This window comes from Enterobacter sp. Tr-810 (assembly GCF_011752765.1).
GTDB classification, from domain to species: Bacteria; Pseudomonadota; Gammaproteobacteria; order Enterobacterales; family Enterobacteriaceae; genus Enterobacter; species Enterobacter soli.
The window spans coordinates 865,493-888,200 of the sequence record NZ_VWWW01000001.1; the positions used below are offsets into that span (position 1 = coordinate 865,493).

The window sequence follows — 22,708 nt, forward strand, 5'->3', positions numbered from 1 at the left end:
CTGAAAGACATTGATATGTGCGTTTGTTCACACAATCAAATCGACGTTATCGTTCAAAATCATCGACCTCTGGAAATCGTTGGTGGCTTATGTCGACTTTATTTACCATTAATGCCTGCAAAACGTTTGGGTGTCGCAATTTAGGGCTAGCGACATCTGAAGATTACAGCTGGCCGGACTATCGACTGGGTTATGCAGCATTGCACTGCCGGGCATGTGGGAGTTATCCCCCTCTATTTGAGGCGCACCAATTTAATGAATGGCTATCAACTCACTTACGCTCATACGCCTCTGAAAACGGGCATTTTTGTCCTGTATGTTATGGCCTGGAAACTATTTATTATGGTTATAATCCGCAAAGAACACAGCGCATTCAGTGCCGCGCCTGCAAAAAAGTCTGGACGCCTAAAAAGCAATTACCGGAAGCAGTAATATCACCAGAACAGATTGAAACGGTTCCTTTAATTGTGCCGTTCCAGGGCAACGGTGCAGGTCAAAAACTATATGTACTCATCAGTTTCGATGCTATTCGAGGTAATATTCTTCATCTTTCCACTAATTTTACTGAGTATCCGATTGGGGATACTCTGCGTTATCACTGGAGAGGGAATATTGAGCCTGATTTGGATCGCCGCGATATCGTAAAACATGTTGAAATGCGTGAGATGCAGTTTCTACGACGCAGTCAGTTTGATGAAATTCAATATGGAAGTGCTGCACTCAAACGCAACACCAAAGGTTCTATTATGCGTCCGGTTATCACTGCTCATGGGCATTTTCGGGTACTGAAGATCCTCTTCCCAGATATAAAGACACATGTCGTTTCTCACGAATGCTTTCTTCGTGGAGCCGTTATCACTGTCTGGGCTGAGCTTTTTCGCCAGCGGCAAGCTCAACTTTGGTTTATAGAAGAGGATATAAGCGACAGTGGTACGAATGAACCCTGGCATTTTCAGGGAAGAACGCGCCATGGCTGGTGGCAAAGTCAGTGGTCGCTTTGGGTTCAGGGAAGAAACCGCAAGATGGTTTGCGCATTAACAGGTGGAGATAGTAACAACGTGAAGACACTTTCTTTAGCAGCCAGCAGGCACTTTACCCAATGGCTAAATAAACAAACCCCTTTTACCCATAGTGCTAAATTATCCGCAGGGCGCATAACACAAATCCTGCTTTCCCTGGCACAAGACTATAACGGCAAGCTTAGGATGGAAAATAAAAACCGAGAATTATGAGGCCAGGTCTTACCGTCTTGCTGACACAGGCAGAGCGTCAAGGGCTCATGCAAATACATGAACCCTTTTAATATATGCGATGAGATCAATTAGTCCTTAAAACGGATGTTCAATCGCACTTGTTCTTTATACATAAACTTTTTTTAGTTTACAGTAATTGATGCTGTAGTGATCAACTCAGACAGCTCGGTTTCATTAAACAATCGTGCACGATAACCCTCCCCTGGGAATTGAGGAGCACCATCCGGTAAAGAAATAACATCGTAGATAGAGGCAATCATATTACCGTTCACATCACTGATAAAGAATGAACGGGCATGACAGGTAAAAATAGAGAAGTAATCATCGTGGTCAAACACACCGCCCATAAAATCAGTCCATTGGATGATAGGCGTTGTTGGGAATTCAATAGGTGCCTGAATTTCCACAGCCGTTTTTGCTGCTAAGTCTACTGCATAGAACAGAATACGAGCCGGTGGTGTTGAATAGGTATCGGTTGTTGCATCGTCATTGATCGGGCGAACAACAGGATTTCCATCTTCACCTACACACGATCTGTTATCAAAGACAGATAATACAAATTTCCCAACGGTAGGGTCGATATATTCTGCAAATGCACTATTGTTAGTAATGCACACAGTGTGAGCACCATTTTCATAGTGAGTAATTCCAGTATTATCAATATGAATAGTGTCTGGATTCACCGGGAATTGAGGGTTGAAATTCCCGGTGTCAATCGCCCACAAGATACTCCCATCAACGATAGAGATACCAAAAGTTGTACTCGTAGTGCGAGAGTGTACAATAATTGCTTCTTCGTTATTTGGGCTACTTGCAATCCATGTAAGTGAGTTAAAATGAACATCATTAGGGGTGTTGTTGTTTAAAATTTGAGAGCCACTATATTCACTGGTGTAATTTTTCGCCCAAATCATTTTCCCGGTCTGATCGTTAAATTTCATAACCAGTGCATCTTGCGCCCTTGTATTGGTTATCCGATTAGGAATATCGTTACCAAACATATAAATATCGCCTGCGGAGTCCCAGACTAAATCGTGTGTATTGCCATAGTGATTACCATCAGCATCACGCATGTCGAATTCAAAGATGACATTACCGAGAATGTCAATTTTGAAAAAGCGACGACCATACCACGACATATCCTCATCACTACCAGTATAAATATAACCATTGTGAATTCTCAACGGTTGGAGATGGTAAACTGATAAAAAGTTAAAACGCAGGTCACCATTTTGATCGTAACCACGGCCATTAGATTGCATTAACCAACTATTGCCCCATACAGATGTAAATAATGCAGGATCTGTTTGTTCAATATCGAGGTGGAAGATAACGGATGTATCATAAATCTGATCTTCCGTACTAATAGGGAATGATTGATTGAAAACCTCAGTTCCTGTTTCATCCTTGAACACAACCTGGACGTTGTTTGCATATTGTGCATAAAGACCAATAACGGGGATTTTTATGGTTTGAAACACACCATAAATCAGATCCGAGGAATAGGTGAAATCTACGCTGGTCGGGCTGGTGGTCCGTTTTGCTACAGTGTAAGAGTAGCTTACTGGCGTATCTGAAGTAAAATAAAGATACGCTGCAAGCTGATTGTCGGCTGGCGCAAGTTCAGTTTTAACATAAGTAATTGTCATGATTTTATTCCTTTAGGATTTAAGATTTAAAATACGATTTTTATTAAACGCCCATACATATAGAACATAATAATATCCATATATTATTATTTGATTTGATATGTACAGTAATTTCCTATATAGGCAATGGTTTACCTATTACTTTCAGTAGTATTTAAAAAATATGTATTATGATACTCCTCTTATAAAATAACTGCGTAAGCAGCGACATGGCTAACCATCCTGTGAATGCAGGAAAGCCGTACTATCTGTAAAAATATCTAAAGGAAATCCTTTAATGCTATTATGGATACATTTTCCGTGAGAGTTGAAAATGAACGCCATCCTTTATTTCCGTCCAGTTACCACCCCATTCAATATCAACATCCAACTCCTTCGCAGCCTGAAACACTGCTGTGGCAATTGTTTGGTAATGTTTAAACTCCCATGAGGCAGTACCATTTATGATTGCAAATATATCGACAGCGTGCCCCGTTAAATGCCTGCTGTTTGACGTTAATGATTTCCCTGCTGCCAATAGTTCAAGCTGCCGTTTTTGGTTTCTTAATCCTTCTGAAATACCAAAATCAACAGGTGATAATTTCAATGCTTTTCTCATTACATCGGAAAGATCTTTATGTACACCTTTAAGATTTTTTTCAGTAGTTTTACTGAATTCATGATTTATCATTACTTTCCCCAGAGATTTTTTTCCAGTAATAATTAAGGGCAACAACGCCCATTGCACCTGATATACCGCTGACCGCAAGTGAAGTATGAAATACCGAGCCAAGGCTTTGTGACATTAACCCAGAAAGTACACCGGTAAAACCTGAAACAATAATTTGTGCTAGTGCCGTAAATAAACTTCGTCCCGACTGACCAGACTTAACATCAAGGATATATCTAACAAGACCTCCCCACGCACCGAATAATATTATGTAAATCCAGCTAAAGAACGCATTTGTTGATGGGTCTTTCCATGGCAAAATAATTACCTCCTAAGGTTGAAAAAGTAAAAATCGTTACCGTCCGATAAGATTATTTTTTCGTAACTGAGCTATTGCTTTCGCTATGTCGTAAATAATAAACATTGAGCCACCCTGTTTCGTGATGAATGTCACACGGAATGCAATTAATAGTTTATATCGATCGATATATAACAAATGATAGTTATGAGTTATTAATATTAATGATTCTATTTAGTAGTGGAATGCATAAGAGAGGCAAGCAGGATAGGGGTAACCCGATAGCGCAATGACCACTGGGTTTAAAAAAGGAATGATGCTGAAGCCGTAACGCTCTGACCTGCGAGGATTTTGTAGTACCTGGGGGTCAATCGCGTTGATGGGAGAGCGCGGTAGTTACAGTGAGGGGGAAAACATTTGCTGGCGCAGAAAAGCAAAAAGCCTGCTTTAAAAGCAGGCTTTTCAAATTTGGCTCCTCTGACTGGACTCGAACCAGTGACATACGGATTAACAGTCCGCCGTTCTACCGACTGAACTACAGAGGAATCGTGTGAACGGGGCGCATATTATCGATGCTCTCCGATGATGTCAAAGGCAGAATGCAGATTTCCGATCGTTTGCCGAATTATTCTCCACTTCGTGCATTTGGCAGGCATTCTTTGGATTCTGTATCGACACTTTCGGCTTTTTGGCGGGGATATTTCCATAGCCAGCGCCCGCTCACCATTCTCCAGTAGAACAGAGCTCCGCGCACTGCCCAGTCGAGGAACATCCCCAACCAGACACCGACTACGCCCATTCCCAGCATAATCCCGAGCGTATACCCCGCCACCACGCGACAACCCCACATTCCCAGCATCGATACCCACATGGCAAAGCGGGCATCACGTGCACCTTTTAGCCCGGCAGGAAGCACCCAGGAGGCCGCCCAGATCGGCATAAATGCAGCGTTAAGCCAGATCAGGATCTTAACGACCTCTTTTACATCGTCTTCATGGGTGTAGAACGATGCCATCAGCCCGGCAAAAGGCGCACTGCCCCACGCAATTGCGGTCAGCCCGATGGTCGAGAGCCAAAAAACGTGGCGCAGCTGGCGTTCAGCCTGCCCTATCTGCCCCTTCCCAAGCCTTTTGCCGGTGATAATTGTCGAAGCAGAGCCAAGGGCGTTACCCGGCAGGTTGATGAGCGAGGCGATAGAGAAGGCAATAAAATTCCCCGCGATAACATCGGTCCCCATTCCTGCCACGAACATCTGCGTGAGCAGCTTACCGCCGTTAAACAACACCGATTCGATACTGGCCGGGATCCCAATCCCCATGACTTCCCAGATAATGGCGAAATTGAGCGGCCGGAAGTAGCTTTTCAGCGTGAGGCGCAGTGACGGCGTCATACCGGTCATCAGGACCCCAATAATGGCCGCCGCGCCGATGTAACGCGAAATCGTCAGCCCAAGCCCTGCCCCGGCAAAACCCAGCCCGTTCCACGAGAACACACCGTAAATCAGAATACTGCTGATGATGATATTCAGGATGTTCATGCCGCCGTTAATCAGCAGCGGAATTTTGGTATTCCCTGCCCCGCGTAACGCCCCGCTACCAATAAGCGCTATCGCCGCCGCCGGATAGCTCAATACCGTCATTTCCAGATAGGTCAGCGCCAGCGCTTTAACTTCTTCCGTTGCCTCTCCCGCCACAACATCGATGATCTCCTTGCCGAAATAGTGGATCACCGCCGCCAGAATGATGGAGAAAAGGGTCATGATCATCAGCGACTGTCTGGCTGCCTCGCGAGCGCGTTTGGGATCCAGTTTCCCCAGACTGAACGCAACGACAACCGTTGTCCCCAGGTCAATCGCGGCAAAGAAAGACATCACCACCATGTTAAAACTGTCTGCCAGCCCTACGCCGGCCATCGCCTCTTTGCCCAGCCAACTCACCAGGAAGGTGCTCAATACCCCCATCAGCAGGACACAGGTATTCTCCAGAAAAATGGGTACAGCAAGAGGGGTGATTTCACGCCAGAAGAGAACACGATAACTTTTACGTTTTGCGTACCAGGGCGTGCGCATAATCGCCTGGCGTATGGGGGCGGTGACGTTCAAAATGGACCTTAGCGAGAAAGTTGAAACTCCATTTCAAATGATGATGGAGAAATGCTCATCCTGCAAAGTATTTTCCATAAAAATATGTTTGGAATTACAACAAACTGACGACAGATTCAGCAATTGAACATTTTTACCTAAGATCAGGTTTGACAAAACTTTTTTCGCCGCTAAGATAAGCCTCCACAACGATTCCTCTGTAGTTCAGTCGGTAGAACGGCGGACTGTTAATCCGTATGTCACTGGTTCGAGTCCAGTCAGAGGAGCCAAATTTGAAAAGCCTGCTTTTAAAGCAGGCTTTTTGCTTTTCTGCGCCAGGCACGAAGCGATTGCAGCCCCTGCTATTCCCCCTTATGTTAAGCAATTGTCTTGTTCAATGGTGATGAAGCATGAACCCTTTGTTTGTCTACGGCACGCTGCAACCAGGCCACTCAAACGCGCATATTCTGGAAAACATCGGTGGCAAATGGCTGTCGGGTTACGTGAAAGGCACCTTTTACGCGCACGGATGGGGTGCAGCGGCCGATTTCCCGGGGATTGTCCTGGATGAACACGGCGCGCGCGTTGACGGTTATCTGTTTGTCTCCGACAACCTTGAAACGCACTGGGCGATGCTGGACGAGTTTGAAGAGGGTTACGACCGGGTAGAAGTCAGTGTCACTACGGTGGAAGGCCAGCAGGTAACGGCGTGGATTTATCAGCTACAACCGCGCGCGGCGAGTTAAAACAAAAAAGGCTCTCTGTCACCAGAGAGCCTTTTTCACGTTCAGCAACGATTACTCGCTTTTTGCTTCACCGTTTTTGATTTCGCCCATCACTTTCAGCTTTTTGGAGATGTCGCGACGTTCTTTAGACAGCTCAGCATTTTTGATGATGTAGTCATCAACGCGGTCTTCATAGTCGCTCTTCATGCTGGCGATAATGCCCTGAATAGCTTCAACGCTCATACCTGGCTTGATGTAGTCGCTCAGGTTATCCAGCAGCAGAACACGTTTCTGGTTGTCACGGATCTTCTTCTCAACGTCCTGGATTTCACGCTGCAATTTGTTTTTGCGGCGGAACAGGCGGACGAATTCCAGAACATCCTGGAACGAAGGCTTGGTAGTTTCCATTTTTACACCCCTGATAATGTGAGATTCGGATTCGTTAAAGCAACCGTTGTAACAGTAACCTTACTGACAGCGGTCGCGAATGACAATGAGTATATCGTTTAAAGCTATCATAACCCCAATTGCTGCTGAATCGAAGCAGCAGGCGTCACATAAGGCGATAGCTGCTTTTTATTTGCGCAGCGCCCGGCAGATCAGATGCGACAAAAGTTCCAGCTGGCGTGCCAGCTCCATGCTCAGCCAGACGTAGCCGTGGATCGGCGTTTCAGCCACATTGTCGCTCTGGCGTTCGTTGATAAGCTGTTTAAGCTCGGCAACGATTTCGGTCAGGCGCTCGCTGTTCGCCAGAATAGGCTGCGGGTTCCCTTCATAGAGCGCGTGAGCAATGGTTAAGAGCGTCTGTTGCGTCATCTGCTGCGTCTCTTTGAGCGTGTGTGCATTAAGCATCAGCAGATGGCTGGGGCGAGAAGCCCAGTGCGCGTTGATTTGCAATTCAAGCATACAGACAAGATTACGACTGACCGTCTGAATCGCTTCGAATACGGATTTCTGGATGTGCGTTTCCTTGCTGGCCGGGGTAATCAGCCCCCGCATTTTTACCACGTCATTGAGAATTTTTTGCAGATGCTTTTCAAGGCGCGGGCGCTCAACCAGATTAGGGGAAAAACCGGTCTGATAAACCCGGTTAAAGGCCATGACGTAGTTTGCCATCTGGATACGCCAGTGCAGGAAAGCCCGCTGCGGCCAAATTCCGGTGAACAGCATTGCCAGCAACGAGCCAAGGATAACGTCTCCGCTTCGCCAGAGCGCGGTGGTCATATCCCCCGCGGGCGCCCCCACCACCACCGAAAGCGTGATGCCGATCAGCAGTGCCTGATACGGTTTTTTCCCTAGCGCCAACCAGCCGCAGAGGAACATAGCGCCAGCGCACCACGCCAGCATGACCGGAAACGAGATAAGTTCCAGTTTCAGGGCAATAAGACCCAGTGCAGAGCCTAAAACGGTGCCACCGATACGCTCAAAAGCCCGCGGGACGACATTTCCCCAGAACGAGATTGGCCCCATGATGACCACCAGCGTGATCAGCGGCCATGTCCCTTCCGGGACATTCAGCAAGCGCACCAGTACAAAAGTCAGTACAAAGGCCAGCGCGATGCGGCAACCATGCACAACGCGGTAGTGTTGATACAACCGAATTTCAAACGGCGTTAATGATTTGTCGGGACGCACACCCGCTCTCCAGCAGCTCGGCAAACCACAATTGTACTGTGTTTTCAGCCGGGCGGATCACACCCGGCTGAAAAACCCTGCGTTTACCAGGATTAACTCGCTTTGTGCTCAACGGCAACGTACATTTCAATGTCCCAGTAACCGTCTGCATTACCATCGTTCAGATAGCGTTCAAAGCAGGGCTTAGGGGCACACTGATAGTGGTGGTCCTGCAATAGAGAGTTGAAGAATTGATACCAGGGCGTCGCAAAATCAAAATTCTCGACCCTGGCAGTAGCAACAGCGTAATCGCCGGCGGCGATTTCAGTCATCATCACCCCTTCGCTGTTCTCGGGAATGACAAAATCTTCCGGCACCGTTACCGCCGTGTCACAGCGCAATTTCTCTGCCGGGACGACATCCGGGTTATCGTAATAAACAGCAACCCATTCCAGTGGCTGGATCTGACGCCCGTCAACCCACATGACCAGTTGTTCAAAGCCCTGTTTTACCGTTTTTTCCCACGGCCCGACCAGGTGAAAGCCCGCGATTTTACGTTTCTGTTGCTGCCTGATGCTGTAGTCCATGCTGCCTCCGTTTATTACTGTATATTTATACACTATAAATCAGATTTTCTATGAACAACAAATAAGGAGTGTTTATTATGTGAGCAGACTCGCATCCCTGCCAGTCTGCTGAAAGAGGTTAACCCACGCGGTTAAATTTTGTGGTGCAGGTAGTCGCCAAGACGTGAGAATAAGCCCCCTTTATCAACGCTTTCCAGCGTGACCAGCGGCCAGTGCGCCACAACCTTATCCCGGTCGTAGAGCTGAATTTCCCCTACTCGCTGATGCGCTGCAATCGGCGCTTCCAGCTCTTTTTTATCCAGCACATATTTCGCTTTGATGTTTGGTACTTCTGCTTTAGGCAAAGCCAGCCAGAAATCCTGATCCGTGCCGAGCGTTACCTGCTCTTTATCGCCGTACCAGATACGCTCTGTACCCACTTTTTTACCATTATGCAGGATCTGCACCGTATCGAAATTCTGTTGCCCCCAGTGCAGCAGCTTACGTGCCTGATCTTCACGGCCTTTCGGGCTATCGGCCCCCATCACCACCGCAATTAAGCGGCGCTGACCGTCTACGGCAGAGGCAATCAGGTTAAAGCCTGCCCCGGATGTGTGCCCTGTTTTCAACCCGTCCACGTTCATGGTTTTATCCCACAGCAGGCCGTTACGGTTCTGCTGGGTGATCCCATTCCAGGTCAGGCTCTTTTCGCTATACATATGGTAAAAATCAGGTTCGCCATGAATGATTGCCCGGGACAGAACCGCCAGGTCATAAGCGGAGCTGTGCTGTCCCGGCGCATCCAGACCATGAACCGTTTCGAAGTGCGTGTCGCGCAGATTCAGCTTTTGCACGTAGTCGTTCATCATGTTGACGAACTGCGGCTGGCCGCCCGCCACATGGTCTGCCAGCGCCACACAGGCGTCGTTACCGGAATCGACAATTAAGCCCCGGCTCAGGTCACGGACGGACACACGATCGCCTGGTTTCAGGAACATCAGAGATGAGCCATCAAACACCGGGTTCCCTTTCGCCCACGCATCGCGACCTACGGTGACGATATCGTCCGGGGAAATTCGGTGGCCATCAATGGCACGATCGACAACATATCCCGTCATCAGCTTTGTCAGGCTCGCCGGATTGCGTTGCTGATGTTCGTTGCCCGCCGTTAAAATTTGACCAGTGGTGTAATCCATCAGTACCCAGGATCCTGCCTGGATAGCGGGTGGCTGCGGTGAAAAATCCAGCGGATCGGCAGCCAGCGCAGATGAGATACTCGAAGCGAGTAAAGAAACAGCAATAAACAGACGGCGTTTCAACGGTATATCCTCAGGTCATTAAAAATCGTTGACCTTTTTACGGGACTTCTGATGTCGTTACCTGCCTTAATTGCAAAAAAATGTGACAAGCAACATGTTTTACCTGAAGCCGTCTCGCAAATTTCGCGCCTCAGGGCGCTTTTTATTCGGCCTGTACACCACGATCGTTTACCATAGTGGCGTCAATTTTTAACAGGATGGTATTACTGGTGTCTGACTCTTCCGCGCGCCCAACATTTTTATTCCACGATTATGAAACCTTTGGCACCCACCCGGCGCTGGACAGGCCATCCCAGTTTGCCGCCATCCGTACCGATGAAGATTTCAATATCATTGGCGAGCCGGAAGTCTTTTACTGCAAGCCCGCTGATGACTACCTGCCGCAGCCTGGTGCTGTGATGGTGACCGGCATTACGCCGCAGGAAGCGCGGGATAAAGGGGTTAACGAGGCCGACTTTGCTCGCCGCATTCACGATCTGTTCACCGTTCCGAATACCTGTGTGGTGGGTTACAACAACATCCGCTTTGATGATGAAGTGACGCGCAACATCTTCTACCGTAATTTTTACGATCCGTACGCCTGGAGCTGGCAGAACCGCAATTCGCGCTGGGATTTGCTCGATATCATGCGCGCCTGCTATGCGCTGCGCCCGGACGGGATCAACTGGCCGGAAAACGACGATGGCTTGCCGAGTTTCAGGCTGGAACACCTCACTCGCGCCAACGGCATTGAACACAGCAATGCCCACGATGCGATGGCGGACGTTTACGCCACTATCGCCATGGCAAAACTGGTGAAGGCTGCGCAGCCGCGCCTGTTTGAGTACCTGTTAAGCCATCGCAGCAAACACAAGCTCACCACGCTGGTTGATGTCCCGCAGATGAAACCGCTGGTGCATATTTCCGGGATGTTTGGAGCCTGGCGCGGGAATACCAGCTGGGTTGCCCCGCTGGCCTGGCACCCTGACAATCGCAATGCGGTGATTATGGTCGATCTGGCGGGCGACATTTCACCCCTGCTGGAGCTCGACAGCGATGCGCTGCGCGAGCGACTGTATACCCCAAAAAACGAACTCGGCGATCTGCCCGCGGTTCCGGTCAAACTGGTGCACATCAACAAATGTCCGGTACTGGCGCAGGCTAATACACTGCGCCCGGAAGATGCCGACCGGCTGGGGATAAACCGTCAGCACTGCCTGGATAACCTCAAAGTGCTGCGTGAAAACCCAGAGGTGCGCGAAAAAGTGGTCGCTATTTTTGCCGAAGCAGAGCCATTTGTGGCATCTGAAAACGTCGATGCACAACTGTATAACGGCTTTTTCAGCGATGCGGACCGCACCGCCATGAACATCGTCCTGAACACCGAACCGCGTAACTTACCGGCGCTGGATATTACCTTCGCTGACAAGCGCATCGAGAAGTTGATGTTTAATTACCGGGCGCGCAACTATCCCGGTACGCTGGATGAGGTGGAGCAAGAACGCTGGCTGCAGCATCGCCGTAACGTCTTTACGCCAGAATACCTTCAGCACTACGCCCAGGAACTTGAGTCGTTATATAACCAGTACGAAGGCAATGCTGAAAAACAGGCGCTGTTAAAAGCCCTGTTCCAGTACGCACAAGAGATAGTCTGAATGACAGGTATAAAAAAGCCGGAGGCGATGTCTCCGGCTTTTTTTGCCCGCTGACGCGGGCCTAAAGATTTACTGGCGAGTCGTTATGCAACGTCTTCGTACTGAGGAACCGGGTTGCGGAAGCTCTTGGTTACGCAAGCCAGATAAATCAGGCCAATAGCGCCCCAGATCAGACCCAGAACCATTGAGCTTTCTTCCAGGTTAATCCACAGCGCACCAACGGTCAGCGCACCACATACCGGCAGGAACAGGTAGTTGAAGTGGTCTTTCAGCGTTTTGTTGCGCTTCTCACGGATCCAGAACTGAGAGATCACGGAGAGGTTAACGAAGGTAAATGCCACCAGCGCACCGAAGTTAATCAGCGCAGTTGCGGTTACCAGGTCAAAGTTGATGGCCAGAAGTGCGATAGCACCCACCAGCAGCACGTTCCAGGCCGGAGTACGCCATTTCGGATGAACGTAGCCGAAGAAACGGGTCGGGAACACACCGTCACGGCCCATCACGTACATCAGACGAGAGACACCTGCGTGCGCCGCCATACCGGAAGCCAAAACGGTGACGCTTGAGAAGATCAGCACGCCCCACTGGAAGGTCTTGCCTGCAACGTACAGCATGATTTCAGGCTGTGACGCATCCGGATCTTTAAAGCGAGAGATATCCGGGAAGTACAGTTGCAGGAAGTAAGAAGCACCAATGAAGATGATGCCGCCAATCAGCGCGGTCAGGAAGATGGCGCGAGGGATCACACGCTCTGCATCTTTCGTCTCTTCAGACAGAGAAGAGATACCGTCGAAGCCCAGGAACGAGAAGCACAGGATAGTCGCGCCGGTAATCATCGGCACAACGTGCGCACCTTCAGACCAGAACGGACGCGTGCTGGCCAGCGTACCTGCGCCTTCACCGTGGGACACACCGTAGATGATCATGCCAACGATGACGGAAACAATGCCCATTTGCAGGATAACAATCAGGGTGTTGAAGTTCGCAACGGTCTTGATGCTGCGCAGGTTAGAGATGGTCATAAAGGCCACCAGCGCAACAACGAAGATCCACGATGGCACGGAAGGCACCAGCGCTTCGAAGTAAATTTTTGCCAGCAGAATGTTGATCATCGGCATGAACAGGTAGTCCAGCAGAGATGACCAGCCCACCATAAAGCCAACCGCCGGGCTAATGGATTTCTGAGCGTAGGTGTAGGCAGAGCCAGCAGACGGGAAACGGCGAACCAGTTTACCGTAGCTCAGCGCTGTAAACAGAATGGCGACCAGCGCAAAGGCGTACGCCGTTGCAACGTGACCGTCAGTAAGGCCTGATACGATACCGAATGTATCGAACAGCGTCATTGGTTGCATATAGGCTAGGCCCATCATAACAACCGGAATCAACGTAAGTGTTTTACGTAATTCCACGCGAGAGGTTTTTGGAGTTGCGTTAAGCGACATGGTTAATCTCCTTTACGGTGATAACCGCCACGTAAGCGAAAAATTGCCCCATTTTCTGTATTCCTCAGCGACAACAACTGTCGGATTTTAGTAAATATCTATCCGGTACGAAGCCCGGCCTCTTGGTTTTTAGTTTCGTTTCGTACATGCAAAAAAAAATAACCGACGCCTTTTATATCGTCGATTATTCATTTGTTTGCAGCGGCCGCATTTTGCCCTATTCCAGATACAAAAGGCAATACATTGAGAAGCACAACAATAATTTCTTTTCACTAACCGGTTGATTTCTCAACATCAGGTGGAGTGTAAACCGTAGCAATAGCACTATTTGCTAAAATTTCGGCTCGCCACCAGGCGCTTGCAAGCCCGGCGGTTTGTTCATTCCAGCCTACCCACACAGATTCATTATTACTTTGCGCGACGACCTGTTTCTCAACCAGCGCACCGCTTTCAATATACCGTTGCGCCAAATAACGCGGAAGGTAACCGCATCCGAGCCCGCTTATTTGCAGCTCAAGCTTAGTTTTAAAATCGAATACCGTAATCGCTTCCTGGCAATCAAGCTGCTGCGAAGGCGTCGTATATTCAGGGTTTGAACTGTCCCCCACCACAATTGCCCTAAAGCCTCTAAGAGTACGGCGGTTAATGGGCTCTGGCTCCTGCGCTAAAGGATGATGAGGCGCAACGGCAAATACCTGCTCCAGGATGCCCAGCCGCGCAAAACCGAAATCGCTCAGTTGAGGTGGCTCATGCAACGCGCCAACAATGATATCCGCCCTCCCCTGGGTTAACGCATCCCAGGAGCCACCCAGGACGCCATTAATAAAGATTAACCGGGTTACGCTATGGCGCTGATAAAACGCTTCGATAAGCGGCGTCAGAAGAGAGAAAGGGAACGTATCATCAACGCCGATCACCAGTTCATTTTCCCAGCCCTGATGAAGCTTGATGGCTTGTTTTTCCAGTTCACGCACCGTGTGCAGAACTTCCCGCCCTTTTTCCAGCAGCATCTGTCCGGTACGGGTAAAACGCGCACGATGCCCGGAGCGATCAAGAAGCTGGATATTCAGATCACTTTCCAGTTTATGTACGGTGTAACTCAGCGCGGAAGGCGTTTTGTAGAGCTTCGCCGATGCAGCGGCGAAGCTCCCCTCTTTTTCCAGCGCATCCAGGATAATAAGAACATCCAGCAACGGTTTCATGTTCGCCCCCACGCGGCGTGCGCCCCCCGCTGATGGCATTATTCCATGGGCATCACCAGCGGATCGGGATACTGATACTCAAATCCCAGTTCATGACAAATACGATTGCCATCAATGACTTTGCCTTTACTTTCACCCTGCGCATCACCAAAAACAGGTGGTGCAAGACCCAACTGACGCGCCATCAGCGGATAAAATGTGCGTCGCGAAGGATGAGAGGGTGCACATATATTATAGATGTGCCCACCCTTCGGAGCCTGTAACAACAGCTCAATTGCACCGATGACATCCTCAAGATGCACAAGATTGACGCCATGTTGCCCGTCAGGCGCCGATTTCCCGGCAAAGAAACGCCCAGGATGACGCCCCGGCCCCACCAGCCCCGCCAGACGCAAAATATCCACCTGAGTACCGGGCAGATTATGCAGCCAGTCTTCCAGTTCTTTCAGTACCCGGCCACTGGCGGTAACCGGCTGGCGCGCAGTGCTCTCTTTCACGGTGCCATCGATATCACCGTACACCGATGTCGAGCTGGTAAAAATTATGCGCGGAACATGGTGTGCAAGTGCGCTATCGACAATCTCTTGTACCGCCTGTAAGTAGAAGGACTCACCGGGGCCACTGCGTCTTGCCGGGAGCGTTATAACCAGCACATCAACGCCCATTAACACATCCAGATCGTCAGCGTCACACACCAGCTCCGGTTCCAGGCGCAGTTCGATACCATCGATACCGCACATCCGCGCCGCTTCGACCCCGTCCGCAGTGGTTTTACTCCCGGTCACTTGCCAGCCTTTCGCTGCTAATGACATTGCCAGTGGCATTCCTAGCCACCCTAAACCGACAATCGCGACCTTTTTCATGTGAATTCTCCTGACTCTCAACCGTCTGTATTAAGGCTACGCCAGCCCCGCAGAACACACAATTCATAGCATCAATATGAAATGAATTAATGATCAAAAAAAGCCCTTGCATTCTGCGGTGCAACTGGTTTAGGTTAAAAGGCATCAAATGAATAAGCATTCATCGAGAAAATTTATGACACGCGTTCAATTTAAACACCACCATCATCACCATCATCCTGACTAGTCTTTCAGGCGATGTGTGCTGGAAGACGTTTGGATCTTCCAGTGGTGCGTGAACGCAAGAGAAAGCCCCCGGAAGATCTTCTTCCGGGGGCTTTTTTTTGGACTGAATTCAGACAGGTTAAAACAGGTTAACGAGGAATAAAGAATGTTAGATAACTCACGTTTACGCATAGCTATGCAAAAATCCGGCCGTCTTAGTGATGATTCACGCGAATTGCTGGCTCGCTGCGGGATTAAAATCAACCTGCACACTCAGCGCCTGATTGCCCTGGCTGAGAATATGCCAATCGATATTCTGCGCGTACGTGATGACGATATCCCGGGTCTGGTGATGGATGGCGTGGTTGATCTTGGGATCATCGGCGAAAACGTGCTGGAAGAAGAGTTACTGACCCGCCGCGCACAGGGTGAAGACCCGCGCTACTTCACCCTGCGTCGTCTGGACTTCGGCGGTTGCCGTCTGTCTCTTGCCACCCCGGCGGATGAAGCATGGGATGGCCCGGCGGCACTGAATGGCAAACGTATTGCAACCTCTTACCCTCACCTGCTGAAGCGTTACCTGGATCAAAAAGGCGTGCAGTTCAAATCCTGTCTGCTGAACGGCTCTGTTGAAGTTGCCCCACGCGCTGGCCTCGCCGATGCCATTTGCGACCTGGTGTCTACCGGCGCAACGCTGGAAGCAAACGGCCTGCGTGAAGTGGAAGTGATTTACCGCTCCAAAGCCTGCCTTATCCAGCGTGATGGCGAAATGGACAGCGCCAAGCAGCAGCTTATCGACAGACTGCTGACCCGTATTCAGGGTGTGATTCAGGCTCGCGAATCAAAATACATCATGATGCACGCGCCAACCGAACGCCTGGATGAAGTGATAGCCCTGCTGCCGGGTGCTGAGCGCCCAACCATTCTGCCGCTGGCGGGCGATCAGCAGCGTGTAGCAATGCACATGGTAAGCAGCGAAACCCTGTTCTGGGAAACCATGGAAAAACTGAAAGCACTGGGCGCAAGCTCTATTCTGGTGCTGCCAATTGAGAAGATGATGGAGTAATTGCCATGAGCTTTAACACAATCATCGACTGGAATACGTGTACCGAAGAGCAACAGCGTGACCTGCTGATGCGCCCGGCGATTTCCGCCTCCGAGAGCATCACCCGCACCGTGGCGGAGATCCTGAACAACGTAAAATCCCGCGGCGATGATGCGCTGCGCGAATACAGCGCGAAGTTCGATAAAACCGAGGTTGGCGCGCTGAAAGTCACCGAACAAGAAGTTGCGGATGCCAGCAGCCGCCTGGGTGATGAGATCAAGCAGGCAATGGCTGTGGCGGTGAGAAACATCGATACCTTCCACACCGCGCAAAAACTGCAAATTGTTGATGTGGAAACTCTGCCAGGCGTGCGCTGCCAGCAGGTAACGCGCCCGGTCGCCTCTGTGGGGCTCTATATTCCTGGCGGTTCGGCGCCGCTGTTTTCAACTGTATTAATGCTGGCCACCCCGGCGCGTATCGCCGGATGCCAGAAAGTGGTTCTCTGTTCCCCACCACCGATTGCCGATGAAATTCTGTATGCCGCGAAACTCTGTGGCGTGCAGGAGATCTTTAAAGTGGGCGGTGCGCAGGCGATTTCTGCTCTGGCTTTCGGCACCGAATCTGTCCCGAAAGTCGACAAGATTTTTGGGCCGGGCAATGCGTACGTAACTGAAGCTAAGCGCCAGGTCAGCCAGCGTCTGGACGGCGCGGCAATCGATATGCCTGCCGGCCCGTCTGAAGTGCTGGTGATTGCCGACAGCGGCGCGACCCCTGACTTTGTGGCCTCAGACCTGTTATCTCAGGCTGAGCACGGCCCTGATTCGCAGGTGATTTTGCTGACGCCGGACGCCGACATGGCCAGACGCACAGGCGAAGCCGTGGAACGTCAACTCGCTGATTTGCCCCGTGCGGACACTGCCCGCCAGGCGCTGTCCGCCAGCCGTCTGATTGTGGCGAGCAGTATTGAGCAGTGTATTGCTATCTCTAACCAGTACGGTCCGGAGCACCTGATTATTCAGACCCGCAACGCGCGTGAACTGGTTGATGGCATCACCAGCGCGGGCTCTGTCTTCCTGGGCGACTGGTCGCCTGAATCGGCTGGCGATTACGCCTCCGGGACCAACCACGTGCTGCCCACTTATGGCTACACGTCCACCTGTTCCAGCCTGGGGCTGGCGGATTTCCAGAAACGCATGACAGTGCAGGAACTCTCCCGCGAAGGTTTTGCATCCCTGGCATCCACCATTGAAACCCTGGCCGCAGCAGAACGTCTGACCGCCCACAAAAATGCTGTTACGCTGCGCGTTGCAGCCCTGAAGGAGCAAGCATGAACATTGAAGAATTAGCTCGCGAAAATGTCCGTCGACTGACTCCGTATCAGTCTGCGCGCCGCCTGGGCGGTAACGGTGATGTGTGGCTGAATGCCAACGAATTTCCGACGGCGGTGAAGTTTGAGCTGTCTCAGCAAACGCTTAACCGCTACCCGGAGTGCCAGCCAAAAGCCGTTATTGAGAACTATGCCGCCTATGCTGGCGTAAAGCCTGAGCAGGTGCTGGTCAGCCGCGGCGCCGACGAAGGCATTGAGTTGCTTATTCGTGCCTTCTGCGAGCCTGGCAAAGATGCCGTCATGTATTGCCAGCCAACCTATGGCATGTACAGCGTGAGCGCGGAAACCTTCGGTGTGGCGTGTCGTAATGTGCAGGCGCTGGACGACTGGCAGCTGGATCTTGAGAAGATTGCGAGAAACCTCGATGGCGTGAAAGTGGTGTTTGTGTGCAGCCCAAACAACCCGACCGGGCAGATTATCAACCCACAGGACATCCGCACGCTGCTGGAAATGACCCGTGGCAAAGCCCTGGTAGTCGCGGATGAGGCCTACATTGAATTCTGTCCGCAGGCGTCCCTCGCCGGTTGGCTCGAAGAGTACCCGCACCTGGTCGTGCTGCGCACGCTGTCGAAAGCCTTTGCTCTTGCTGGCCTGCGTTGTGGTTTTACGCTGGCCAATAAAGAGGTTATCGACCTGCTGTTGAAAGTGATCGCACCATACCCGCTTTCTACCCCGGTTGCAGATATTGCCGCTCAGGCACTGACACCGCAAGGGCTTGAGGCAATGCGCGGCCGCGTCGCACAAATCCTGAATGAGCGTCAATATCTGGTCAATGCGCTAAGAGAGATAGCCTGCGTTGAACAGGTTTTCGACTCTGAAACAAATTACATCCTGGTGCGTTTTATCGCCTCCAGCGCGGTATTTAAATCCTTGTGGGATCAGGGCATTATCTTACGAGATCAAAACAAACAACCTTCCCTGAGCGGCTGCCTGCGTATTACCGTGGGGACCCGTGAAGAGAGCCAGCGCGTTATTGACGCCCTGAATGCGGAGAAAGTATGAGCCAGAAGTACCTTTTCATCGATCGTGACGGCACTATTATTGCCGAGCCGCCAACTGATTTTCAGGTCGATCGTCTCGACAAACTGGCTTTTGAAGCTGACGTCATCCCGGTATTGCTCAAATTGCAAAAAGCCGGGTTTAAGCTGGTGATGATCACCAATCAGGATGGTCTGGGCACCAGCAGCTTCCCGCAGGCGGATTTTGACGGCCCGCATAATCTGATGATGCAAATTCTGACCTCTCAGGGTGTGGAATTTGAAGAGGTGCTGATCTGCCCGCACCTTCCGGCGGATAACTGTGATTGCCGTAAGCCGAAGACAAAACTGGTAGAGCGCTACCTGGCAGAAGCCGTGCTGGATAAAGCCAACAGCTATGTCATCGGCGATCGCGCCACGGATATCACTCTGGCTGAGAACATGGGTATTTCTGGCCTGCGCTACAACCGCAGCGAGCTCAACTGGGCGCAGATTGGCGAGCAGCTGACTAAACGCGATCGTTACTCGCACGTTGAGCGTAATACCAAAGAGACGCAGATCGACGTGAAGGTCTGGCTGGATCGTGAAGGCGGCAGCAAGATCCACACCGGCGTCGGGTTCTTCGATCACATGCTGGATCAAATTGCCACCCACGGTGGGTTCCGCATGGAAATTGCGGTAAAAGGCGATCTGTACATCGACGATCACCACACCGTTGAAGACACCGGTCTGGCGCTGGGGGAAGCGCTCAAGCTGGCGCTGGGTGACAAGCGCGGTATCAACCGTTTTGGCTTTGTTCTGCCAATGGACGAGTGCCTTGCGCGCTGTGCGCTGGATATTTCCGGCCGTCCGCATCTGGAATACAAAGCTGATTTCACCTACCAGCGCGTAGGCGATCTCAGCACTGAAATGGTTGAACACTTCTTCCGTTCGCTTTCCTACACCATGGGTCTGACACTGCACCTGAAAACCAAAGGCAAGAACGACCATCACCGTGTAGAGAGCCTGTTCAAAGCGTTTGGTCGCACCCTTCGTCAGGCAATTCGTGTGGAAGGTGATGCCCTGCCCTCGTCTAAAGGAGTGTTGTAATGAACGTGGTCATTCTGGATACCGGATGCGCCAACCTGAATTCCGTGAAATCGGCTATTTCGCGCCACGGCTATGAGCCTGTGGTCAGCCGTGACCCGGACGTGGTGTTACGCGCCGACAAACTCTTTTTACCCGGCGTGGGAACGGCGCAGGCAGCCATGGATCAGATCCACCAACGTGAGCTGGTTGACCTGATTAAAGCCTGTACCCAGCCCGTGCTGGGGATCTGCCTGGGAATGCAGATTCTGGGTCGTCATAGCGCAGAGAACAACGGTGTCGACCTGCTGGGAATTATCGATCAGGATGTGCCGAAAATGACCGACCACGGTCTGCCACTCCCACATATGGGCTGGAACCGTGTGTACCCGAAAGCAGGAGACAGACTGTTCCGCGGCATTGAAGACGGTGCTTATTTCTACTTTGTGCACAGCTACGCCATGCCGGTGAACCCGTACACCATTGCCCAGTGCAACTACGGCGAGCCATTTACCGCTGCGGTTCAGAAAGACAATTTCTACGGCGTGCAGTTTCACCCGGAACGCTCTGGTGCCGCAGGCGCGCAGTTGCTGAAAAACTTCCTGGAGATGTGATGATTATTCCCGCATTAGATTTAATTGACGGCACAGTCGTCCGGCTCCACCAGGGTGATTACGCGCAGCAACGTGATTACGGCAATGATCCGCTGCCGCGTTTGCAGGATTACGCCGCGCAAGGTGCAGAAGTGCTGCACCTGGTGGATCTCACCGGCGCGAAAGACCCGGCTAAACGCCAGATCCCTCTGCTCAAAAAACTGGTCGCGGGCGTGAATGTGCCCGTTCAGGTGGGCGGTGGCGTGCGTACTGAAGAGGACGTTGCGGCCCTGCTTGAAGCGGGTGTGGCGCGTGTTGTCGTTGGCTCTACCGCCGTAAAAGATCCCGAAATGGTTAAAGGCTGGTTCCGCCGTTTCGGTCCGGATGCGCTGGTGCTGGCGCTGGACGTGCGTATCGACGAACAAGGCAACAAACAGGTTGCCGTCAGCGGCTGGCAGGAAAACTCCGGCGTGACGCTCGAGGAGTTGGTTGATATTTATCTGCCGGTGGGCCTGAAACATGTCCTTTGCACGGATATCTCTCGCGACGGGACGCTGGCAGGCTCGAATGTTTCTTTGTACGACGAAGTCTGCGCACGTTATCCGCAAGTTGCATTTCAGTCCTCTGGCGGCATCGGTGATTTGGCCGACATCGCCGCTCTGCGCGGTACGGGTGTTCGCGGCGTGATTGTTGGACGCGCCTTACTGGAAGGAAAATTTACTGTGACGGAGGCGATTCAATGCTGGCAAAACGGATAATCCCTTGCCTGGACGTACGTGACGGCCAGGTGGTGAAAGGCGTGCAGTTCCGCAACCACGAAATCATTGGTGACATCGTCCCGCTGGCAAAACGTTATGCCGATGAAGGTGCAGACGAGCTGGTATTTTACGATATCACCGCATCAAGCGATGGCCGCGTTGTAGACAAAAGCTGGGTCGCACGCGTGGCGGAAGTGATTGATATTCCCTTCTGCGTGGCGGGCGGGATCAAGTCTGCGGAAGATGCAGCCAAAATTCTCTCCTTCGGGGCGGATAAGATCTCCATCAACTCACCGGCTCTGGCCGACCCTGAATTAATCACCCGTCTGGCGGACCGCTTTGGCGTGCAGTGCATTGTGGTGGGCATTGATACCTGGTTTGACGACGCAACCGGTAAGTATCACGTTAACCAGTATACCGGCGACGAAAGCCGTACCCGCGTAACCCAGTGGGAGACGCTGGACTGGGTGCAGGAAGTCCAGAAACGTGGCGCGGGTGAAATCGTACTGAACATGATGAACCAGGATGGCGTACGTAACGGCTACGACCTGGAGCAGTTGAAAAAAGTGCGTTCGGTGTGCCATGTGCCGCTGATCGCCTCCGGTGGCGCGGGAACCATGGAGCACTTCCTGGAAGCCTTCCGCGATGCATCCGTAGACGGTGCGCTTGCCGCATCCGTGTTCCATAAGCAAATTATCAATATTGGTGAGTTAAAAACGTACCTGGCAAATCAGGGCGTGGAGATAAGGGTATGTTAACAGAGCAACAACAGGCGCAGCTGGACTGGGAAAAAACTGACGGATTATTGCCAGTCGTTGTACAACATGCCGTATCAGGCGAAGTCCTGATGCTGGGATATGTGAACCAGGAAGCGCTGGCTAAAACGGTCAACAGCGGTAAAGTCACTTTCTTCTCGCGCACTAAACAGCGCCTGTGGACCAAAGGTGAAACCTCGGGGCATTTCCTGAACGTGGTCAGCGTTACGCCAGACTGCGATAACGACACCCTGCTTATCCTGGCAAACCCGATTGGCCCAACCTGCCATAAAGGTACCAGTAGCTGCTTCGGTGACGCCAGCCACCAGTGGCTGTTCCTGTATCAGCTTGAACAGCTGTTAGCGGAGCGCAAAACGGCGGACCCGCAAAGCTCTTATACCGCAAAACTGTATGCCAGCGGCACGAAACGCATCGCGCAGAAGGTCGGTGAAGAAGGGGTAGAAACGGCTCTGGCGGCGACCGTAAACGATCGTGAAGAGTTGACCAACGAAGCCTCAGATTTGATGTATCACCTGCTGGTGCTACTGCAAGACCAGGATCTCGATTTAACCGCGGTTATTGAGAATCTGCGTAAACGCCACAAATAAAAAAAGACCGGGGAAACCCGGT

24 protein-coding genes, 2 tRNA genes and 1 other annotated feature are annotated in these 22,708 nt (G+C 51.2%); of the genes, 13 read left to right on the forward strand and 13 right to left on the reverse strand.

Annotated features, from left to right (window positions below; translation table 11 throughout):
* Positions 1 to 89: 89 nt before the first annotated feature.
* On the forward strand, positions 90 to 1,232 hold the full coding sequence (locus F3J30_RS04150; protein WP_166716081.1) for a cytoplasmic protein: 1,143 nt from the start codon (positions 90 to 92) through the stop codon (positions 1,230 to 1,232).
* Between the two features lie 143 nt (positions 1,233 to 1,375).
* On the opposite strand, the gene F3J30_RS04155 is transcribed toward F3J30_RS04150, so the two are convergent.
* The 5 genes from F3J30_RS04155 to emmdR form a co-directional block, all read right to left on the reverse strand.
* Complete coding sequence (locus tag F3J30_RS04155) at positions 1,376 to 2,902, reverse strand: aryl-sulfate sulfotransferase (protein ID WP_166716084.1); 1,527 nt, start codon at positions 2,900 to 2,902, stop codon at positions 1,376 to 1,378.
* 283 nt (positions 2,903 to 3,185) lie between these two features.
* On the reverse strand, positions 3,186 to 3,572 hold the full coding sequence (locus tag F3J30_RS04160; RefSeq protein ID WP_166716087.1) for a M15 family metallopeptidase: 387 nt from the start codon (positions 3,570 to 3,572) through the stop codon (positions 3,186 to 3,188).
* The gene (locus tag F3J30_RS04165; RefSeq protein WP_211053082.1) at positions 3,559 to 3,870 is read right to left on the reverse strand and encodes a phage holin family protein; all 312 of its coding nucleotides are present in this window, start codon (positions 3,868 to 3,870) and stop codon (positions 3,559 to 3,561) included. Before F3J30_RS04165 ends, F3J30_RS04160 begins: the two co-directional genes overlap by 14 nt.
* A 448-nt stretch (positions 3,871 to 4,318) precedes the next feature.
* Positions 4,319 to 4,394: transfer RNA gene (locus F3J30_RS04170), tRNA-Asn, on the reverse strand.
* A gap of 80 nt (positions 4,395 to 4,474) precedes the next feature.
* The gene (gene emmdR / locus F3J30_RS04175; protein ID WP_166716091.1) at positions 4,475 to 5,950 is read right to left on the reverse strand and encodes a multidrug efflux MATE transporter EmmdR; all 1,476 of its coding nucleotides are present in this window, start codon (positions 5,948 to 5,950) and stop codon (positions 4,475 to 4,477) included.
* Between the two features lie 193 nt (positions 5,951 to 6,143).
* Between emmdR and F3J30_RS04180 the strand changes: the two genes are divergently transcribed.
* Positions 6,144 to 6,219 (forward strand) — tRNA-Asn (locus F3J30_RS04180).
* Between the two features lie 120 nt (positions 6,220 to 6,339).
* Positions 6,340 to 6,675 carry a gamma-glutamylcyclotransferase family protein gene (locus F3J30_RS04185; RefSeq protein ID WP_166716094.1) on the forward strand — a complete coding sequence of 112 codons (336 nt, stop codon included), beginning with the start codon at positions 6,340 to 6,342 and terminating at the stop codon, positions 6,673 to 6,675.
* Positions 6,676 to 6,726: 51 nt separating this feature from the next.
* Here F3J30_RS04185 and F3J30_RS04190 read toward each other — a convergent pair whose 3' ends face one another.
* From F3J30_RS04190 to dacD, 4 genes are all read right to left on the reverse strand, one after another.
* A complete protein-coding gene (locus F3J30_RS04190) occupies positions 6,727 to 7,062 on the reverse strand; it encodes a DUF496 family protein (RefSeq protein WP_008499467.1) in 336 nt (111 codons plus the stop codon).
* A 168-nt stretch (positions 7,063 to 7,230) separates the two neighbouring features.
* The gene (locus F3J30_RS04195; protein WP_014070893.1) at positions 7,231 to 8,289 is read right to left on the reverse strand and encodes an FUSC family protein; all 1,059 of its coding nucleotides are present in this window, start codon (positions 8,287 to 8,289) and stop codon (positions 7,231 to 7,233) included.
* Positions 8,290 to 8,381: 92 nt separating this feature from the next.
* Positions 8,382 to 8,855, reverse strand: coding sequence for a DNA gyrase inhibitor SbmC (sbmC, locus tag F3J30_RS04200; protein WP_166716096.1), 474 nt, complete (start codon positions 8,853 to 8,855; stop codon positions 8,382 to 8,384).
* A 131-nt stretch (positions 8,856 to 8,986) separates the two neighbouring features.
* Positions 8,987 to 10,159: a serine-type D-Ala-D-Ala carboxypeptidase DacD gene (gene dacD / locus F3J30_RS04205; RefSeq protein ID WP_140418969.1), complete on the reverse strand. Its 1,173-nt coding sequence runs from the start codon at positions 10,157 to 10,159 to the stop codon at positions 8,987 to 8,989.
* A gap of 203 nt (positions 10,160 to 10,362) precedes the next feature.
* Between dacD and sbcB the strand changes: the two genes are divergently transcribed.
* A complete protein-coding gene (gene sbcB / locus F3J30_RS04210) occupies positions 10,363 to 11,787 on the forward strand; it encodes an exodeoxyribonuclease I (RefSeq protein ID WP_166716099.1) in 1,425 nt (474 codons plus the stop codon).
* A gap of 83 nt (positions 11,788 to 11,870) precedes the next feature.
* Here the strand turns inward: sbcB and F3J30_RS04215 are convergent, their stop codons facing one another.
* From F3J30_RS04215 to F3J30_RS04230, 4 genes are all read right to left on the reverse strand, one after another.
* Positions 11,871 to 13,229 (reverse strand): APC family permease, encoded by a 1,359-nt coding sequence (locus tag F3J30_RS04215; protein WP_014070897.1) that lies wholly within the window; start codon positions 13,227 to 13,229, stop codon positions 11,871 to 11,873.
* A complete protein-coding gene (yoeI, locus tag F3J30_RS04220) occupies positions 13,219 to 13,281 on the reverse strand; it encodes a membrane protein YoeI (RefSeq protein ID WP_128738933.1) in 63 nt (20 codons plus the stop codon). The genes F3J30_RS04215 and yoeI overlap by 11 nt, the downstream gene beginning before the upstream one ends.
* A gap of 220 nt (positions 13,282 to 13,501) precedes the next feature.
* A complete protein-coding gene (locus F3J30_RS04225; protein WP_166716100.1) occupies positions 13,502 to 14,431 on the reverse strand; it encodes a LysR substrate-binding domain-containing protein in 930 nt (309 codons plus the stop codon).
* 38 nt (positions 14,432 to 14,469) lie between these two features.
* Positions 14,470 to 15,294 (reverse strand): SDR family oxidoreductase, encoded by an 825-nt coding sequence (locus F3J30_RS04230; RefSeq protein ID WP_166716101.1) that lies wholly within the window; start codon positions 15,292 to 15,294, stop codon positions 14,470 to 14,472.
* 175 nt (positions 15,295 to 15,469) lie between these two features.
* On the opposite strand from F3J30_RS04230, the gene hisL reads away from it, so the two are divergent.
* From hisL to hisIE, 9 genes are all read left to right on the forward strand, one after another.
* On the forward strand, positions 15,470 to 15,520 hold the full coding sequence (gene hisL / locus F3J30_RS04235) for a his operon leader peptide (protein WP_001364200.1): 51 nt from the start codon (positions 15,470 to 15,472) through the stop codon (positions 15,518 to 15,520).
* Positions 15,496 to 15,619: a sequence feature (His leader region), on the forward strand. (Overlaps the previous gene by 25 nt.)
* Positions 15,620 to 15,664: 45 nt before the next feature.
* Entirely contained in the window at positions 15,665 to 16,564 is a 900-nt protein-coding gene (gene hisG / locus F3J30_RS04240) for an ATP phosphoribosyltransferase (RefSeq protein WP_014070900.1), read from the forward strand.
* Between the two features lie 5 nt (positions 16,565 to 16,569).
* Positions 16,570 to 17,874 (forward strand): histidinol dehydrogenase, encoded by a 1,305-nt coding sequence (hisD, locus tag F3J30_RS04245; RefSeq protein WP_166716103.1) that lies wholly within the window; start codon positions 16,570 to 16,572, stop codon positions 17,872 to 17,874.
* Complete coding sequence (hisC, locus tag F3J30_RS04250) at positions 17,871 to 18,932, forward strand: histidinol-phosphate transaminase (RefSeq protein WP_166716105.1); 1,062 nt, start codon at positions 17,871 to 17,873, stop codon at positions 18,930 to 18,932. The genes hisD and hisC overlap by 4 nt, the downstream gene beginning before the upstream one ends.
* Positions 18,929 to 19,996 (forward strand): bifunctional histidinol-phosphatase/imidazoleglycerol-phosphate dehydratase HisB, encoded by a 1,068-nt coding sequence (gene hisB / locus F3J30_RS04255; protein WP_014070903.1) that lies wholly within the window; start codon positions 18,929 to 18,931, stop codon positions 19,994 to 19,996. The genes hisC and hisB overlap by 4 nt, the downstream gene beginning before the upstream one ends.
* Positions 19,996 to 20,586, forward strand: coding sequence for an imidazole glycerol phosphate synthase subunit HisH (gene hisH / locus F3J30_RS04260; protein WP_166716107.1), 591 nt, complete (start codon positions 19,996 to 19,998; stop codon positions 20,584 to 20,586). Before hisB ends, hisH begins: the two co-directional genes overlap by 1 nt.
* Positions 20,586 to 21,323, forward strand: a complete 738-nt coding sequence (gene hisA / locus F3J30_RS04265; protein WP_166716110.1) for a 1-(5-phosphoribosyl)-5-[(5-phosphoribosylamino)methylideneamino]imidazole-4-carboxamide isomerase — start codon at positions 20,586 to 20,588, stop codon at positions 21,321 to 21,323. Before hisH ends, hisA begins: the two co-directional genes overlap by 1 nt.
* Positions 21,305 to 22,081, forward strand: coding sequence for an imidazole glycerol phosphate synthase subunit HisF (gene hisF / locus F3J30_RS04270; protein ID WP_014070906.1), 777 nt, complete (start codon positions 21,305 to 21,307; stop codon positions 22,079 to 22,081). Before hisA ends, hisF begins: the two co-directional genes overlap by 19 nt.
* Positions 22,075 to 22,686 (forward strand): bifunctional phosphoribosyl-AMP cyclohydrolase/phosphoribosyl-ATP diphosphatase HisIE, encoded by a 612-nt coding sequence (hisIE, locus tag F3J30_RS04275; RefSeq protein ID WP_166716112.1) that lies wholly within the window; start codon positions 22,075 to 22,077, stop codon positions 22,684 to 22,686. Before hisF ends, hisIE begins: the two co-directional genes overlap by 7 nt.
* Positions 22,687 to 22,708: the final 22 nt, after the last annotated feature.